Raw genomic sequence first — 16,907 nt, 5'->3', positions numbered from 1 at the left:
CGGAGGGCGCGCCATGAAGATCGCCGTCATCGGGGGAGGGCCCGCGGGCCTCTATTTCGCGATCCTGATGAAGAAGCAGGACCCCGCGCACGAGATCACCGTCTACGAGCGGAACCGCCCCGACGACACGTTCGGCTTCGGCGTCGTGTTCTCGGACGCCACGCTCGACGGGTTCGAGCGCTACGACGAGCCGAGCTACCGGCGCATCACCCAGGAATTCGCCTACTGGGACGACATCGCCATCCATTTCATGGACGAGGTCCACCGCATCGGCGGCAACGGCTTCTGCGGCTGCTCGCGGCGCACCCTGCTCTTGATCCTGCAGGAGCGCGCCCGCGAGCTCGGCGTGGCGCTCGAGTTCGAGGTCGAGATCGGCGACGAGAGCCGCTTCGCCGACGCCGACCTGATCGTCGCCTGCGACGGCATCAACTCGCGCATCCGCGAGAAGCACGCGGACCACTTCGCGCCTCAGGTGGATCTGCGGCCCAACAAGTTCGCCTGGATGGGCTCGACCAAGCCGCTCGACGCCTTCACCTTCGTCTTCCGCGACACCGAGTGGGGCCCCTTCATCGCCCACGCCTACCAGTACGAGAAGGGCCGCTCGACCTGGGTGTTCGAGACCGACCCGCAGACCTTCGAGCGCGCCGGCATCGGCTCGATGACGGAGGAGGAGAGCGCCGACCTGATGGTGCGGATCTTCCCCGACTTCCTCGCCGAGCACGGCGTCATCACCAACCGCTCGCTGTGGCGCAACTTTCCCATGATCCGCAACACGCGCTGGGTGAAGGACAACATCGTGCTGCTCGGCGACGCCAAGTCGACGGCGCACTTCTCCATCGGCTCCGGCACCAAGCTCGCCATGGAGGACGCGATCGCGCTCTACGAGAGCTTCCGCCGCGAGCCGCGGGACGTATCCGCCGCGCTCTCGGCCTTCGAGACCGGGCGGCGCGAGGAGACGGAGAAGACCCAGCACGCCGCCGACGTCTCCCTCGTCTGGTTCGAGCACGTGGCGCGGTTCTGGGACTTCGACCCGGTGAAGTTCTCCTTCGGCCTGATGACGCGGGCGAAGGCGATCACCTACGACAACCTGCGGCTTCGCGCGCCGGACTTCGTGGCCGAGGTCGACCGGCTGTTCGCCCGCGAGGTGCGGCAGGCCGGCTTCGACGTCGACGTCGAGCATCCCGTCGCGCCGATGTTCCAGCCCTTCCGCCTGCGCGACATGGTCGTGTCGAACCGCGCCGTGATGTCGCCGATGTGCCTGTACTCGGCCGTGGACGGCATGCCGACGGACTTCCACCTCGTGCACTACGGGGCGCGCGCCATCGGCGGGCCGGGCCTGATGTTCACCGAGATGGTCGTCGTCTCGCCGGAGGCCCGGATCACGCCCGGCTGCGCCGGGATCTGGACGGACGAGCAGGAAGCCGCCTGGACGCGAATCGTCGACTTCGTCCACGCCAACGCGCAGACGAGAATCGCGCTCCAGCTCGGTCACGCGGGCCGCAAGGGCGCGACCCGGCTCATGTGGGAGGGCATGGACCGGCCGCTCGCGGAGGGCGGCTGGGAGGTCTGCTCGGCCTCTCCCCTGCCCTACTTCCCCGACAGCGCCATGCCGCGCGAGATCGACCGGGCGGGCATGGACGAGGTGAAGCGGGACTTCGTCGCCGCGGTGGAGCGGGCGGAGCGCGCCGGCTTCGACATGATCGAGCTGCACTGCGCCCACGGCTACCTGCTGGCGAGCTTCCTCTCGCCTCTGACCAACCGGCGCACGGACGGCTACGGCGGCTCGCTCGAGAACCGCCTGCGCTTCCCGCTCGAGGTGTTCGAGGCGATGCGCGCCGCTTGGCCGGCGCACAAGCCGATGTCGGTGCGCATCTCGGCGACCGACTGGGCCGAAGGCGGGCTGACGCCGGCGGATTCGGTCGCCATCTCCCGCGCCTTCGCGGACGCGGGCGTCGACCTGATCGACGTCTCCACAGGCCAGACCGTGCAGGAATCGCGGCCGATCTACGGGCGCATGTTCCAGACGCCCTTCGCCGACCGCATCCGCAACGAGGCGCGGGTCGCCACCATGTGCGTCGGCAACATCACCACCGCCGACCAGGTCAACACCATCCTCGCCGCCGGCCGCGCCGACCTCGTCGCGCTCGGCCGCCCGCACCTCGTCGACCCCGCCTTCACGATGAAGGCCGCGGCCTGGTACGGCGTGAAGCAGCACTGCCCGCCGCAATACCTGCCGGGCCAGGACCAGATCCTGCGCAACGCCGTGCGCGACCGGGCGGACCTCGAGGACCTCAAGATCCGCGGCAAGCCGAAGACCCGCGCGGAGCTGAAGGCGGAAGCGGCGGCGGGGGTGCGGCAGGCGGCAGAGTGACGAACGGGAGCGGCTGGGCAGGTTCCTCGTCGGGAACACCCTGCAGCGCCCGGCGGGCCCCCTCGCCTTTCGGGCGCGAATGGGGGAGGGTTGCTTTTCGAGCCGCTCGCGCGTTGTCGGGCGCCGCGCCACGCGGGCCTCGGAGACGCCGTTCGTGACCACCCCTCAGATCCTCGTTCTCGCCATCCTCGCCGCCGCCATCGTGCTGTTCGTCTCCGGGCGCTGGCGCCACGACATGGTGGCGGTGGGCGCCCTCGTCGCCTGCGTCGCCGCGGGGCTCGTGCCGGCGGACGCCGCCTTCGCCGGCTTCGGGCATCCGGCGGTGGTGACGGTGGCGTCCGTGCTGATCCTCTCGCGCACGCTCCAGACATCCGGCGCGGTCGAGCTCCTCACCCAGCGCGCGCTGCCCGCGGACGTCGGCGGCGCGCGGGCGGTGGCGACGCTCACCGCCCTCGGTGCCTTCCTCTCCGCCTTCATGAACAACGTGGGCGCGCTCGCGCTGCTGATGCCGGTGGCTCTCCAGGTCGCGACCAAGCGCGACCTGCCGCCGTCGCGGGTGCTGATGCCACTCTCCTTCGGCTCGATCCTCGGCGGGATGACGACGTTGATCGGCACGCCGCCGAACCTCATCGTCGCAGGCTTCCGGGCGCAGGCGACCGGCGACGGGTTCGGCATGTTCGCCTTCACGCCGGTGGGGCTCGCGGTGGCGGTGGCGGGCGTCGCCTTCGTCGTCGCGCTCGCGCCGCGGCTCGTCCCGGCCCGTAAGCGCGCCGGCGCCGACAGCTTCCAGACCGAGGCCTACATGACCGAGGCGCGCATCCCCGAGGATGCGGAGGCCGTCGGAAAGACGCTGCGCGAGATCGAGACCGCGCTCGAGGCGGACGCCCAGGTGATCGGCCTGGTGCGGCGCGAGGTGCGTCTCGCCGCGCCCAACCCCTGGCGGCGGGTGCGCGCGGGCGACATCCTCGTGATCGAGGCGGAGCCGTCGGCGCTGGCGGGCGCGCTCTCGCGGCTCGGGCTCGTGCTGGAGGCGGACGCACGCGCCCGCGAGGCGAAGGAGCAGGAGAAGGAGGAGAAGGAAGAGAAGGAGGAGGTGGCCGCGCAGACGGCGAAGGCGGCGGCCGGCGAGACGTCCGATGCCGAAGGCGCCGGGGACGAGGCGCACCACGCCGACGCCGACGCCGACGCCCCCACCCCCGCCGCGCCCGCGGAGGACGAGGGCGTCGCCCTCGCCGAGCTCGTCGTCCTGCCCGGCTCGAGCCTCTCCGGCCGCTCGGCGCGCGACCTCAAGCTGCGCACGCGCCACGGGCTGAACCTGCTCGCCGTCTCGCGCCAGGGCGAGCGCTCGCGCGCGCGCCTGCGCACGATGATGCTGCGCGCCGGCGACGTCCTCCTGATGCAGGGGGCGCCCGAGCGCCTCGCGGAGTTCGCCGCCGCCGTGGGCGCCGCACCCCTCGCCGAGCGCCCGCTGACGATCCCCAATCGGCGCGAGATCCTCCTCTCGATCGCCATCATGGCGGCGGCGATCGCGGCCGCGGCCTTCGGCATCGTGCCCGCGGCGATCGCCTTCGCGGCGGGCGTGCTGGCCGCCATGGCGACACGCGTCGTCGCCCCGCGCACGGTCTACACCGCCGTCGACTGGCCGGTGATCGTGCTGCTCGGCGCGCTGATCCCCGTCGCCGGCGCGATGGAGAGCACCGGCGCCGCCGACCTCCTCGCCCGCGGCTTGCTCGACGTGGTCGCGCAGGGCAACGCGGTGATCGCGCTCGTCCTCGTGCTGGTCGTGACGATGACGCTCTCGGACTTCATGAACAACGCCGCCACCGCCGCCGTCATGGCCCCCGTCGCCATCGGCGCCGCCCACGGCCTCGACGCGAGCCCCGACCCGTTCCTGATGGCGGTGGCGGTGGGCGCGTCCTGCGCCTTCCTCACCCCGATCGGGCACCAGAACAACACGCTGATCCTCGGCCCGGCGGGGCTGCGGTTCGGCGACTACTGGCGTCTGGGCCTGCCGCTGGAAGCGCTGGTGATGGCGGTGTCGGTGCCGGTGATCCTGGTCGTGTGGCCGTTGTGAGCGAGGATACGCGAGAACCGTCCCCGGCGGCGCGGCGTTCGGATGGGATCATGGCGCACGCGCATCGTCACCCTCACGACGGCGGCCCATCGCACCGGGACGAACCCGCGGCCGCGAAGCGCCGCGGCCGTCGGCTGCTGATCGCGCTGTCGCTCAACCTCGGCATCGTCGTCGCGGAGGTGGCGGGCGGGGTCGTCTCCGGCTCCCTCGCGCTCCTCGCCGACGCCGCGCACAATCTCGCCGACGCCGGCGCGATCCTCGTCGCCTATCTCGCCTGGCGGATCTCGCGGCGTGCGGCCGACACGCGGCGCACCTTCGGCTATGCCCGCGCGGAGACCGTGGGGGCCGTGATCAACCTCACCGTCCTCCTCGTGATCGGCGTCTTCCTGGGCTACGAGGCGATCACCCGGCTGTTCGACCCGCCCGCCATCCAGGGCGAGATCATGCTGATCGTCGGCGTCGTCGCCATGCTGGAGGACATCGCCGCCGCGTGGGTGCTGCGCAAGGAGACTGGCGCCAACGTCCGCTCCGCCTTCCTGCACATGATCGCGGACGCGCTGGCCACGCTCGGGGTGATCCTCGGCGCGCTCGCGGTGATGATCTGGGGCGTGCGCTGGGTCGATCCGGCGATCACGGCGGCGATCGCGCTCTACATCTTCGTCCATGCCGGCTCGGAGATGCGCGAGACCGTCGCGGTGCTGATGGATTCGGCGCCGGAGGGCTTCGACTACGATGGCCTGCGGCGCCTGCTCGAGGACCAGGACGGCGTCGCGGGCGTGCACCACCTCCACCTCTGGCGGATGGACGAGACGCGCGTCGCCCTCGAGGTCCACCTGGCGCTCGACCACGCCGACCTCGCCGCCGCCACGCGGATGAAGGAGGCGCTGAAGGCGCGCCTCGCCGAGCGGTTCGGCGTGGCGCACGCCACGATCGAGGTTGAGTGCGCGCGAGGCGTCGACCACGACCCGGCGCTGTTCCGGACCGAGTGAGTCCGGCGCGCCCCCGCGCGCGGCGTCACGCCGGCGGGAGCGGGACCATGCCGGGCGGCCATGCCGCGCGCTCGCCCCGCCGCGACCGCCGCGCGCACCGGCGCGACGGTCGCGAGGATCACCGCGGCGTGGTCGGTCGCCGCGCCGTCGGCCTCACTCCTCTTCGACAGCCTCGCACAGGAGGGCCCAGCCGCTCGAGGCCGCGGGGTCGGCGGGCTCGTCGATGCCTTCGCAATGGTCGCGCACCATCGTGCGCTGCTCCTCGGTCATCGCGGCGAAGGCGGCCTCGCGCTGCTCGTCGGGGACGAGTTCGGTGCGGCTCTCGTCGGTGAAGAAGTCCTGCGTCATCGCGTCGAGCTCTTCCATCGACGCCACGTTGTCCGTGCTGCTCGACGTCTGCGCCAGGCCGGGCCCGGCGAGGAGGGCGGCGCCGGCGAGGGCGGCGGCGAAGGTTGCCTGTCGGATCATCGCGTTCTCTCCCGTTCGTTGCGGATCGCGCGGGGCATCGCCCACGGCGATGCCGATCATGCGCGGGAGCGCCGCGAGGTTCCGTAGGAGGCCGGGTCCGAGCCGGCGGCGCGGCGTTGACGGGGGCGCCGCGAACCCATATGTCTTGCGCCCGTGGAGCCGTGGCCGAGAGGCTGAAGGCGGCGGTTTGCTAAACCGTTATACGGGCTTAAACCCGTATCGAGGGTTCGAATCCCTCCGGCTCCGCCACGCACGCCCGATCCGATCCGCCGATGCCGGCGTCCGACCGGCGGGTGGCGCGAACCGCACGCCCCCGCGGCATCCCGGGACCCTCGGGAGGCCTATGCACCGCCGGGCGTGGTGCCGGATGCCGAGCGGCTGCCGGTCCGGCCTTCCGCTTCGGCCGCCGCGCGGCGCGCCGCGCGCTCCTCGAGCGCACGGGCGATGACGGCGCGCGAGTCCGGGACGTCGACGACCTTGTCCGTCAGGGCGTAGCGCTTGCCGTCGCGGGTGCGCGACAGGTAGCCGTAGTCGACGAGCCGGCGGCGGATGTTGACGTGATCGATCTCGACGTGGAGCCCGACGTCCTCGAGCCAGCGCAGGATCGCGGCGTTGACCCACCGCTCCGACAGGACCGGCTCGCGCGGGATCTCGGACGCGACGGATTGCAGGAACACGTCGAGGTCGTCGAGGCCCTGCGGAAAGCCGCGCATCCGCGCGCCGATGCACAGTTGCGGCAATCGCTCGACGAAGCGCTCGGGATCCATGGCCTGCCGTTCCATGATCTCGATCTAGGAGCCGGCGGGCGCCCGATCAAGAGGCAACCGCCGGGCGGCCCGGGATGCCGCCTCGAGCCGGTGCGAGAGCCCTTACGTCCAAGCGCAAGTAGTGCTAGGCTCCGGTCTGCCCGGCGAAACCCGGGACCGGTGCCCTCGGCCCGGCGGCGCGCGCGCCGCCGCAGCGACGGAGGAGATGATGGAGCCGACGATCGTCTCGCTCATCCGCCAGCAGATGCCGCATCTCGACGCGGTCTCGCCGAGGAACGCCCTGCCCGATCTCGGCTTCGATTCCTTCAGCTTCGTCCAGCTCGTCCTCGCGATCGAGAATGCCGTCGGGATCGAGTTCGCGGACGAATACCTCAGCTACATGCGCTTCGACGACGTCGGCGAGCTCGTCGCCTATGTCGAGCGCTGCGCCAGCGCGCGAAGCCGCGGCGCGGCGTGACGGCCATGCCGTACGCGCTCCAGCAGTCGAAGTCGTACAATGATCGCTTGAAGAAGGTGGTGCCCGGCGGCGTGCACTACAGCTTTCGCATTCCCTGGGAGTCGAAGCAGATCCACTTCGCGCGCGCCAGGGGCGCCCGCGCCTGGGACCTCGACGGGAACGAGTATCTCGACCTGTTCGGCAAGTTCGGCGCCAACATCCTCGGGCACGGTCATCCCGGCTACGTCGCCGCGCTGACCGATGCGCTCGGCGCCGTCACCGCGACGACTCTCGGGTCGTCGGAGGCGCAGGCGGCCGAGCGGATCTGCGCGCTCGTGCCGTGCGCCGAGATGGTCAGGTTCGGGCTGAGCGGCACCGACGCGGTCGAGAACGCGATCCGGCTCGCCCGCGCCCACACCGGCAAGCAGCGTTTCGTGCGCTTCGCCCGGCATTATCACGGCAACGCGGACAACCTGCTCGGCGGCGGTGTCGGCGAGCCGTCCTTTCCCGTGCCGATCGAGACGGCGGGCGATCTCTACGACACCGAGGGCAAGGCGCGGGACATCGCCCAGCAGCAATCCTTCCTCATGCCCTGGAACGACCTTCCGGCGCTCGACGCCGTGATCCGCGCCCACGGCCACGAGATCGCGGCGCTGATCATGGAGCCGTTCTGCGTCAACGGCGGCGGGACGACGCCGGTGCCCGGCTACCTCGAAGGCGCGCGGCGCCTGTGCGACGCTCACGGGATCGTCCTCGTCTTCGACGAGGTGATCACCGGGTTCCGCACGAGCCTCGCGGGGGCGCAAGGGGTCCTGCGCGTCACGCCGGACCTGTGCACCCTCGGCAAGGCGCTCGGCGGCGGGGCCTTGCCCGTCTCGGCGGTGGCCGGGCAGCGCGAGATCATGAGGCTCTACGCCGACCGCCGCGTCGTTCACGGCGGCACCTTCAACGGCTATCCGCTCGGCATGGCCGCCGTCCTCGCCACGCTCGAGATCCTGAGCGCGGAGGCCGGCGCGCCGCTCGAGCGGATGCATCGCACGATGCGCGTGCTCGAGCGGCGGTTCCTGGCCGCCGCCGAGCGGCATGGGCTCGACTTCCGGACCTCGGACATCGACGGCCTGACGATCGTCCATCCCCGCATCGCGGACGACGGCGGGGACGACCCGGGCGCGCGCCGGCGCGCCGACCTCGTCACGAAGCTCACCGGCGAGGCGCTCGCGGAGAACGGAATCCTCGTCTCCAACATGAACCGCATGTACGGGTCGATCGCGCTCGAGGACCGCGACGTGGCCTTCTTCGAGGAGCGGGTGGACGCCGCGCTCGGCGCGGTCGCGGCGTTCGTGTCGCGGCTGCGGCGATGACGACGCGGACCGGCGAGGACCCGGCCGACACGCCCGCACGGACGCGCGCGGTGTCGCCCGTGCAGGCGGGCCTGCTCTACGAGCACGCGCTCGGCGGAGACGCGCGCTACGTCGACCAGGCGATCCACACGATCAACGGCCCGCTCGACCACGGCGCCTTCCGGGAGGCGATGCGCCGGCTGATCGACGCCTGCGATGCGCTGCGGATGCGGTTTCCCGCGGGTCCCGGCGGCGTCCGGCGCCTCGCCTTCGGCCCGGTGCCCGAGGCGTTTCCCATCCTCGACGCGCGCGGGCGGGCCCGCGCGGCTCGGATCGCCGACCGGCTCGCCCGGCGGGAGACGCGCCGACCGTTCGATCTCGCACGGTCGGGGACGCGCGCCGTTCTCGTGCGCATCGCCGACGAGCGGCACGTGCTGATCTGGACCTACCACCATGCCATCGCGGATTCGTGGGCGATCCGCCTCCTGCAGCGCCGCCTGTGCCGGATCTACGCGTCGCTCGTCGAGGGGCGCTCCGACGAGGACGAGGCGCGCGTCCCCTACGAATGCTACCTCGACTGGATCGACCGCCAGGACGAGGAGCGGTCCCTCGCGTTCTGGAGAGACTACCTCGGCGCACCGACCGAGCCGGCTGTCCCGCTCGACGTCGACCTGCGCGCACCGCAGCGGGTGATCCGCGCCCGCCTCGGCGCCGAGGCGCTGGCGCGGGTCCACGCGCTGCGCAAGGCGCTCCGGACGACGGCCAATGCGGTCGTGCTCTCCGCGTGGGGGCTCTACATCCTCCACCGCGCGCAGCGGACCCGGTGCGTCCTCGGCTGCGTCGTCTCGGGGCGCGCGATCCGCCTCCGGGAGGTGCACGAGATCGTCGGCACCCTCTCCAACACCGTCCCGGTGCTGATCGACGCGCGCCTGAGCGTCCGCGACCTGGTCGGTGGGATCGGGCGCCATCTGCTCGGCGCCGATCCGCACGCCCATCTGTCGCTCGGCGCGATCATGGCCGCCGGCGGCCGGCGCTACGAGGATCTCGCCAGCGTCGTCAACTTCACCATCGACGAGACGCGCCTCTCCGATCCGCATCTCGCGCGGCACGCGCTCGACGTGCCGAGCATCCGCTACGACGATCGCGCGAACTTCGGAGCCTACCTGGACATCGCCGTCGGCGACGACGCCGTGGTGCTCGACATCGCCTACACGCCGCCGGCGTGGCGCTTCTCGCAGGGGGAGATCGAGGCGGCGTGCGGTCGCCTTCTCGATGCGATGGCGCACGCCCCCGACGCACCGGCCGTGCGGGCGGTGGACGCGCTGCTGTGGCGCGCAGACGAGGCTCTGCGGGCCGACCTCGCCTTCGATCGCTAGCAAGGGACGCCACCCGCGGTCGGGCGAAACGCGACTCTGCGTGGGCAGTCGTCTTTACCACTGATTGATTTCGTGTAGACTGCGCCATGACCCCCGATGGCCCGACGCGCAGGGGAGGCCGAGCCGTGTCGCCGAGCGAGCCGCAGATCGACTGCCTCCTCATCGGCCACAACCAGATGGCTTTCGAGGAGTATGCGGCCTACCTGCGGGCCACCGGCGAGCGGTCCGGCGCGCATCGCGACGTGCGCCTGAGCTATTGGGAGCGCGACGGCCGCGCCGTCACCTTCCGCGACTACTGCAACGACCTGATGGAGCGCCGCGGCGAGCCGGGGGACCTGAGCTACGACGACATGCTCGGGGCGACGTCGACCTATCTCGGCTCGTTCCTGCATCGGCGCGGCCACTCGTTCGACTTCATCAACTCGTTTCGCGAGGGCCGCGACCGGCTGCGCGCGCTGCTGGCGCAGGGGCGGGTGCGCTGCGTGGCGGTCACCACGACCTACTACGTCTCCGCACTCCAGCTCGTGGAGGTGATCGAGTTCGTGCGCGCCGTCGACCCACGGGTACCGATCGTCGTCGGCGGCCCCTTCGTCCACACGCAGCACAGGCTCCACGACACCGCGTCCTTCCACTTCCTGCTCAAGCAGATCGGTGCGGACGTCTACGTCGTCGGCAACGAGGGCGAGGCGACGCTCGCGCGGCTGCTCGGCGCGATGAAGGCGAACGGCGACCGGACGAACGGCAATCGGCCGAACGGGATCGACGACGTCCCCAACCTCGTCCGGCGCGTCGGCGCGACCATGGTCGCGACGCCGATCGTGCCGGAGGCGAACGCGCTCGAGGACAACATGATCGACTGGCGCCTCTTCGCCGGTCGGGGTCCGGGGCGCGCCCGTCGGATGCTGATGGTGCGCACGGCGAAGTCCTGCCCGTTCTCCTGCTCCTTCTGCAGCTTCCCGGAGCACGCCGGCGCCTACACCTACCTGAGCCCCGAGCGCGTGCTCGAGGATCTCGACGCGATCGACGCGCTCGGCTGGGTCGAGAGCGTGACCTTCGTGGACGACACGTTCAACATCCCCCACGGCCGCTTCCGCACGCTCCTGCGGGGCATGGCGCAGCGCCGCTACGCGTTCCGCTGGAACTGCAACTTCCGCTGCCAGTACGCGACCGAGGAGGTCGTCGCGCTGATGAAGGAGGCCGGCTGCGAAGGGGTGTTCCTCGGCATCGAATCGGGCAGCGACGCCATCCTCGCCACCATGAACAAGCGGGCCCGCGCCGCGGAGTACCGACGGGGGCTGGCCCTGCTCCGGAGCGCGGGGATCCCGACCTACGCGTCGTTCGTCGTCGGCTTTCCCGGGGAGACGTCGGAGACGGTGGAGGAGACCATCGACTTCATCGAGGACGCCGCGCCGGACTTCTACCGGGCGCAGCTCTGGTACTACGACCTCCTGACGCCGATCCACCGGGAGGCCGGGAAATACGGGCTCCGGAACTCCCAGTTCGAGTGGTCGCATGCGACGATGACCGCCGAGATCGCCGCCGATTGGGTCGACCGGATGCACGCGACCATCCGCGCGTCGGTCTGGCTGCCGCAGAACGACTTCGATTTTCCGGGCCTCTTCTGCCTGCTCGGCCGCGGCTGGTCGGTGGCTCAGATCAAGGACGCGGCCCGCGCCTTCAACGCACGGGTACGCGACGGAATCGCTCGGCGCGACGCCGAGGCGTACACCACACGAGCGTTGCTGCATGCGTGAGCCGTAGGCGCCCGGCGGGCGCGCGAGGAGGTGTCGGCGATGCTGGAGACGGTTCGCGAGGAGCACGACAGCCGGCTCGAGTATTGGCACGCCCGCGGCCTTCGCCCGGTCCGGGCGGCCGCGATCCTCTCCGAGCTCGCCCGTGCCGCCGACGATCCGGCGCCGTATCGCCCGGAGGTCGAGCGCCGGCGCATGCCCGAGGAGGCGACGCGCCTCCTGGACGAGCTGTGCGGGGGCGCCGAGCTCTCCACCTTCGTCGTGCTCGCGGCGTTCCTGAAGGGCTTGCTCCATCGCTATCGCCCCGACGATCGCTCGTCGCTGATCGCGCCGCTGCCGGTGCCGGCGGCCGACGGGCTCGTGCTCCTGCAGGACGAGGTCCGCGGGACGGACACGGTGCGGCAGCTGATCGAGGAGACGCGGCGCACGGTGCTCGGCGCCTTCGCGAACGGCGGCCTCACGCTCTCCGGCCTCCTCGGGGAGGCGCAGGCCCAGGAGACCCTCGCCAACGCGCCGGTGTGCCTGCTCGCCGGCCTCCACGGCGACGCGGCGCTCCCGCCGCGCGCACCGATTGTCTTCCGCTTCTCGCGGGAGGAGGAGGCGATCGTCTGCGAGACGATCTACGATGCGAACCGGCTGCGCCCGGATCTGGTCGTGGCGCTGGCGCGCAACGTCGAGACCTTCGTGCTCGAGGCGTGCCGAGACCTGGAGCGTCCCCTCGACGCCGTCCCGCTCGGCGGCCCCGCGCCGCACGCCGCCGCCGGGCCGAGCACGCCGATCCCGGCGTGCGGGCTCGAGGCGCTGGTTCGCGAGCAGGCGTCGCGGACGCCGTCCGCGACGGCGCTCGTCCTCGACGACGGTGCCCTGACCTACGACGCGCTCGACCGGCTGACGGCGCGCACCGCCGCCGGCCTGCGCGCGCGCGGGGTCCGCCCCGGCGACCGGGTCGCGGTCGTGCTGGAGCCCGGCCCGACGACGGCGGTCGTCCTGCTCGCCGTGGCGCGGGCCGGCGCGAGCTTCGTCCCGATCGGCGCCGGCGAGCCGCCGGCCCGGCTCGCGCGCCTGATCGAGCGCGTCGGGCCGGCCGTCGTGGTCGCAGAGGAGGGAACACCGCTCGAGCGCATCCCGGTCGCGCGCGTTTCGCCCGCCGAGCTGACGAAAGCCGAGACGGTCGACGCGCCGCCGACGGGCCGGGTCGTCGGCGACGATGCGGAGGCGTGCGTCCTGTTCACCTCGGGGTCCAGCGGCGAGCCGAAGGGCGTCGTCGTGAGGCATCGCGGGCTGGTCAACGCCGTGGACTGGAAGCGGCGTCGCTACGGCTTCGCGCCGGGGCACGTCGTGCTGTCGCTGTTCGACCACGTCTTCGACGGATACGTCCTCAACCTCCTCGCTCCGCTGGCGGGCGGCGCGGCGGTGGTGGCGCCGACACGCGAGATGCTCCATCGCCCGGAGGCGGCCGCGGCCGCGATCGCGCGCCATCGGGTGACGCACCTGACCGCCGCGCCGTTCCTCGTCGGCGCGCTCCTCGAGACGGCCGAGCGCGACGCGCTCGGCGCGCTCGCGCGCGTCACCGTCGCGGGAGAAGCCGCGAGCCGCGGCATGCTCGAGCGGCTGCGCGCAGCCCGCCCCGGTATCGAGGTCTGCAACGAGTACGGCACGACGGAGGCCTCGGTCGTCTCGACCTTCAACCCGGACCTGCGGGCAGAGGCACCCGACGTCGTCGGCCGCCCGATCGACAACACCGTCGTGGCGATCCACGACGCCGGAGGCCGACCGGCCCCGACCGGCGTCACGGGCGAGATCCTGATCGGCGGCGCGGGCTGTGCGCACGATCGCCTCGACTCTCCCGATGCGGACGAGGTGGCGACGATGCCGGACGGCGAGCGGATGTACCGCACACGCGATCTCGGCCGCCGGCTGCCGAGCGGCGAGATCGAGTTCCGCGGACGCGCCGCGCGGTACGTCAAGCTGCGCGGCCGCCGCATCGACCTGGAGGAGATCCGGCGCTGCCTGCTCGCCCGGCCCGGGATCGACGAGGCGATCGCCTTCGTCGCCGGGGGAGCCGACGACGGATTCGTCGCGGCCTGCGTCGCGACGCGCGCGCGGACGACGGCGCACGAGGTCGCGAGCGCGCTGCGAGACGCGCTGCCGGAGCCGCTCGTTCCGCAGCACGTCGAGGTGCTGGACGCATTTCCGCGCACGCCCGGCGGCAAGCTCGACGCGCAGCGACTGCGCGCGCGCGTCGAGGCGAACGCCGCGGGCGGCCTGGACGACCCGCCGGCGACCGAGACCGAGCGCCGGCTCGCCGCTCTCTGGAGCCGGATCCTCGCGGTTCCGGGCGTCGGCGCGAACCGGAACTTCTTCGCGCTGGGCGGCCACTCGCTCAAGGCCGTCAAGCTCCTGTCGGACGTCTACGAGACGTTCGGCGTCGATGTCCCCTTGAGGGCCTTCTTCAAGGCGAACACCGTGCGGGCGCTGGGCGCGCTCGTCGACCGCGAGGCGCACCCGGCCGGCCGGGCCGGCGAGGCGCCCCCTCCCCCGACGATCCACCCCGTGTCCGGCGCCCAGAACCGCATCCTCGCGCTCCTGCACGACCCGGGCGCCGCGGCCGCCTACACGATCCCGGTCGTCTACGAGCTGGAGGGGCGGCTCGACCCCGAGCGTCTGGAAGCGGCGCTCCGCGTGCTCGTCGCCCGGCACCCGGTTCTGCGGACGTGCTTTCGCCTCGTCGACGGGCGGTGGACGCAGCAGGTCGAGGCGGCGTGCCCCGTGCGGGTCGAGACGCGAACGGTCGCGACGGATGCCGATCTCGACGCGCAGCTGCACGCCGCCGTCGCACCCTTCGACCCCTCCACGGCACCCCTGCTGCGGGCGACGCTGCTCGAGACGGGCTCGGGAGGCGGGCTTCTCGTGCTGGCCTGCCACCACCTCCTCGTCGACGAGGCTTCGCTCGCCCTACTCCTCGGCGAGCTGGCGGACCTCTACGACGGCAGGGCGCTGCCCCCGCCGCCGTCGCGGGGCCCTGCGGACCTCGCCCGCGAGGAGGTAGAGGAGCGTGCGTCCGACGCGTATCGCGCCGCCATGGACGCATGGGCGCGCAAGCTCGCCTTCGTCCGCGAGGAGGAGCCGCTGGCGCTGCCCTACGATCGGCATCGGCCGCGACGCCGGAGCTGGGCCGGCGACGTCGTGCGCAGCCGCCTGGCGGTCGAGACCGGGCGTGCGATCGACGCGCTCTGCCGACGCGCGGGCACGAGCCGCTTCGCCTTCCATCTCGCGGCGTTCGGCCTCCTCCTGGGCCGCTACGCGCAGCGCTCGCGCGTCGTCGTCGGCGCGCCGGTCTCGATGCGCGACACCCATGCGCTGCGCGGCGTCCCCGGGCTGTTCCTGAACACGCTGCCGTTCGCCACCGAGATCGACGACGAGGCGTCCTTCCTCGACCATCTGCGGCGGGTCGGCGCGAGCGTGGCGGAGGACCTGGCGAACGGCCTCGTTCATCTCGACGACATCGTCTCGGCGGTCCGGCCCCCGCGTGTCCACGGCCAGTCGCCGCTGTTCGAGGTCGTGCTGTCCCTCGCCGACACCGGCGCCGCCGGGCTCGAACTCGACGGGGTCCGCGCCCGGCAGCGGCCGATCCACACCGGCACGGCCAAGTTCGAGCTCGTGCTCGAGGTCGACGTGGCAGCGCCGGAAACGGCGCTCACCCTCGAGTTCTCGACAGAGCGCTTCGAGCGGAGCACCGCACGCAGGCTGCTCGCGAACTACGAGACCCTGCTCGCGAGCATCCTGGCCGCTCCGGAGGCGCCGCTGCGGGCGCTGTCGTTCGTCTCTCCCGAGGAAACGCGGCTCCTGCTCGCCTTCGGGCGCGTCGACGAGGAGCGCGTGTTTCCGAGGGGCACGATCGCCGCTCGCTTCACGGAGGTCGCGCGCACCCACCCCGGCGCCACGGCCCTCGTCTGGGGCGAGCGGTCGATGACCTACGGCGCCCTCGAGGCGCGGGCACGCCGGCTCGCGCGCCGCCTTCGCGACCTCGACGACCTCGGCGAGGTCGTCTGCGTCCTGTGCGCGCGCGGGTTCGACGCGATCGTCGCGATCCTGGCGATCCAGATGGCCGGCGCGGCGCACCTGCCGCTCGATCCCGCCTACCCGCCCGGCCAGACGCAGCGCATGCTCGACGCCAGCGGCGCGCGGACGCTGCTCACCGACCAGGACGATCTCTCGAAGCTCGTCTTCGCCGGGCGCGTCGTCCGCGTCGCGGACGACGACCTCCCCGAGAGCCCGGCCGACGCGCCGCTCGCGAGCGGGCAGACCGACGAGAGCCTCGCCTACGTGCTCTTCACCTCGGGCACGACCGGCGATCCGAACGGCGCGCTCGTCGAGCAGCGCAACCTGCTCGGCATGGTCGACCGCGTCGCGGCCCGCTTCGGGATCGGGCCGGGCTCCGTGATCACGCAGTTCCACAGCATGTGCTTCGACGTCTCCGTCTGGGAGATGTTCGGCGCGCTCCTCAACGGCGCGACCCTGGTGATCGTGCCGCGCGACGCCGTCGCCGACCCGCCGCGCCTGCTGCGGCTGATCCGCGACAACGGCGTGACCATGCTCTGCCAGCCGCCGTCGGGCTTCTACCTGCTCGCCGAGGAGATGCTGCGCACGGGCGCCGAGACGTCCCTGCGCCACGTCGTCCTGGGCGGCGAGGCGATCAAGATCGAGAACCTGCGAGAGTGGAGCATGCGCTATGCCGACGCTCGTTAACGGGTACGGGATCAGCGAGGTCACGGTCTACTCCACCTTCAAGGAGATCGGCGCCGCGGAGCTGCGCGCGCCGACGGGGAGCATCGGCCGTCCGCTGGAGGGGACCTACGTCTACATCCTCGACCCCGGCGGCCGGCTGTGCCCCGTCGGCGTCGTCGGCGAGATCCATCTCGGGGGGCTCGGCGTCGGCCGCGGCTATCTCGGCCGGCCGGACCTCACCGCCCGCCGCTGGGTGCCCGATCCCTTCGATCCCGGCCGTACATTGTACCGCTCGGGCGATCTCGGCCGCTGGCTCGAGACCGGCGAGATCGAGTATCTCGGCCGCGCGGACACGCAGGTGAAGGTGCGCGGCCATCGCATCGAGATCGCGGGCCTCGAGTCGATCCTGGCGGGGCACCCGTCCGTGGGCGAGGCGGTGATCCTGCCGACCGAGCATGCGGGATCGGGCACGCGGCTCGTCGCGTTCTTCACCGCCCGCGGGACCGCCGACGTCGGGGCGCTGCGCCGCTACATGGAGGAGCAGGTCGCGGGCTACATGGTCCCCGCCCGGTTCGTCGGGGTCGACCGGATCCCGGTCACGCCCAAC

At 72.4% G+C, this 16,907-nt stretch carries 9 protein-coding genes, 1 tRNA gene and 1 pseudogene; 9 read left to right on the top strand and 2 right to left on the bottom strand.

The window, feature by feature from the left end:
• Positions 1-13 precede the first annotated feature (13 nt).
• The 3 genes from G407_RS0110495 to G407_RS27000 all read left to right on the top strand — a co-directional run bounded on the left by G407_RS0110495 (position 14) and on the right by G407_RS27000 (position 5,434).
• Complete coding sequence (locus tag G407_RS0110495; RefSeq protein WP_029030765.1) at positions 14-2,371, top strand: bifunctional salicylyl-CoA 5-hydroxylase/oxidoreductase; 2,358 nt, start codon at positions 14-16, stop codon at positions 2,369-2,371.
• A gap of 154 nt (positions 2,372-2,525) precedes the next feature.
• Entirely contained in the window at positions 2,526-4,445 is a 1,920-nt protein-coding gene (locus G407_RS0110490; protein ID WP_029030764.1) for an SLC13 family permease, read from the top strand.
• A 50-nt stretch (positions 4,446-4,495) separates the two neighbouring features.
• Positions 4,496-5,434, top strand: a complete 939-nt coding sequence (locus G407_RS27000; protein ID WP_052341213.1) for a cation diffusion facilitator family transporter — start codon at positions 4,496-4,498, stop codon at positions 5,432-5,434.
• Between the two features lie 153 nt (positions 5,435-5,587).
• Here the strand turns inward: G407_RS27000 and G407_RS0110480 are convergent, their stop codons facing one another.
• Complete coding sequence (locus tag G407_RS0110480; RefSeq protein ID WP_156917543.1) at positions 5,588-5,902, bottom strand: hypothetical protein; 315 nt, start codon at positions 5,900-5,902, stop codon at positions 5,588-5,590.
• Positions 5,903-6,057: 155 nt separating this feature from the next.
• Here G407_RS0110480 and G407_RS0110475 point away from each other — a divergent pair.
• A tRNA-Ser gene (locus G407_RS0110475) sits at positions 6,058-6,151 on the top strand.
• Positions 6,152-6,243: 92 nt separating this feature from the next.
• On the opposite strand, the gene G407_RS0110470 is transcribed toward G407_RS0110475, so the two are convergent.
• The gene (locus G407_RS0110470) at positions 6,244-6,684 is read right to left on the bottom strand and encodes a DUF2087 domain-containing protein (protein ID WP_084327446.1); all 441 of its coding nucleotides are present in this window, start codon (positions 6,682-6,684) and stop codon (positions 6,244-6,246) included.
• A gap of 190 nt (positions 6,685-6,874) precedes the next feature.
• On the opposite strand from G407_RS0110470, the gene G407_RS26995 reads away from it, so the two are divergent.
• The 5 genes and pseudogenes from G407_RS26995 to G407_RS0110445 all read left to right on the top strand — a co-directional run.
• Complete coding sequence (locus tag G407_RS26995; RefSeq protein ID WP_084327445.1) at positions 6,875-7,126, top strand: acyl carrier protein; 252 nt, start codon at positions 6,875-6,877, stop codon at positions 7,124-7,126.
• Positions 7,127-7,131: 5 nt separating this feature from the next.
• Complete coding sequence (locus tag G407_RS26990; RefSeq protein ID WP_084327462.1) at positions 7,132-8,466, top strand: aspartate aminotransferase family protein; 1,335 nt, start codon at positions 7,132-7,134, stop codon at positions 8,464-8,466.
• Positions 8,463-9,821: a condensation domain-containing protein gene (locus tag G407_RS0110455; RefSeq protein WP_029030761.1), complete on the top strand. Its 1,359-nt coding sequence runs from the start codon at positions 8,463-8,465 to the stop codon at positions 9,819-9,821. Before G407_RS26990 ends, G407_RS0110455 begins: the two co-directional genes overlap by 4 nt.
• 125 nt (positions 9,822-9,946) lie before the next feature.
• A complete protein-coding gene (locus G407_RS26985) occupies positions 9,947-11,575 on the top strand; it encodes a B12-binding domain-containing radical SAM protein (protein ID WP_052341211.1) in 1,629 nt (542 codons plus the stop codon).
• Positions 11,576-11,614: 39 nt separating this feature from the next.
• Positions 11,615-16,901, top strand: a pseudogene (locus tag G407_RS0110445) (amino acid adenylation domain-containing protein); the annotation flags it as partial.
• Between the last annotated feature and the right edge of the window lie 6 nt (positions 16,902-16,907).

Origin of the sequence: Salinarimonas rosea DSM 21201 (assembly GCF_000429045.1) — a bacterium.
Classification (GTDB): domain Bacteria; phylum Pseudomonadota; class Alphaproteobacteria; order Rhizobiales; family Beijerinckiaceae; genus Salinarimonas; species Salinarimonas rosea.
Note: the sequence above shows the minus strand (reverse complement) of the source record. Positions and strands in the feature narration are given on the sequence as shown.

Excerpts from the sequence above, each read along its gene's own strand:
- G407_RS0110495 (WP_029030765.1), top strand. The coding sequence starts at position 14 with ATGAAGATCGCCGTCATCGGGGGAGGGCCCGCGGGCCTCTATTTCGCG.
- G407_RS26995 (WP_084327445.1), top strand. The coding sequence starts at position 6,875 with ATGATGGAGCCGACGATCGTCTCGCTCATCCGCCAGCAGATGCCGCAT.
- G407_RS0110455 (WP_029030761.1), top strand. The coding sequence starts at position 8,463 with ATGACGACGCGGACCGGCGAGGACCCGGCCGACACGCCCGCACGGACG.
- G407_RS26990 (WP_084327462.1), top strand. The coding sequence starts at position 7,132 with ATGCCGTACGCGCTCCAGCAGTCGAAGTCGTACAATGATCGCTTGAAG.
- G407_RS0110480 (WP_156917543.1), bottom strand. The coding sequence starts at position 5,902 with ATGATCCGACAGGCAACCTTCGCCGCCGCCCTCGCCGGCGCCGCCCTC.
- G407_RS0110470 (WP_084327446.1), bottom strand. The coding sequence starts at position 6,684 with ATGGAACGGCAGGCCATGGATCCCGAGCGCTTCGTCGAGCGATTGCCG.
- G407_RS27000 (WP_052341213.1), top strand. The coding sequence starts at position 4,496 with ATGGCGCACGCGCATCGTCACCCTCACGACGGCGGCCCATCGCACCGG.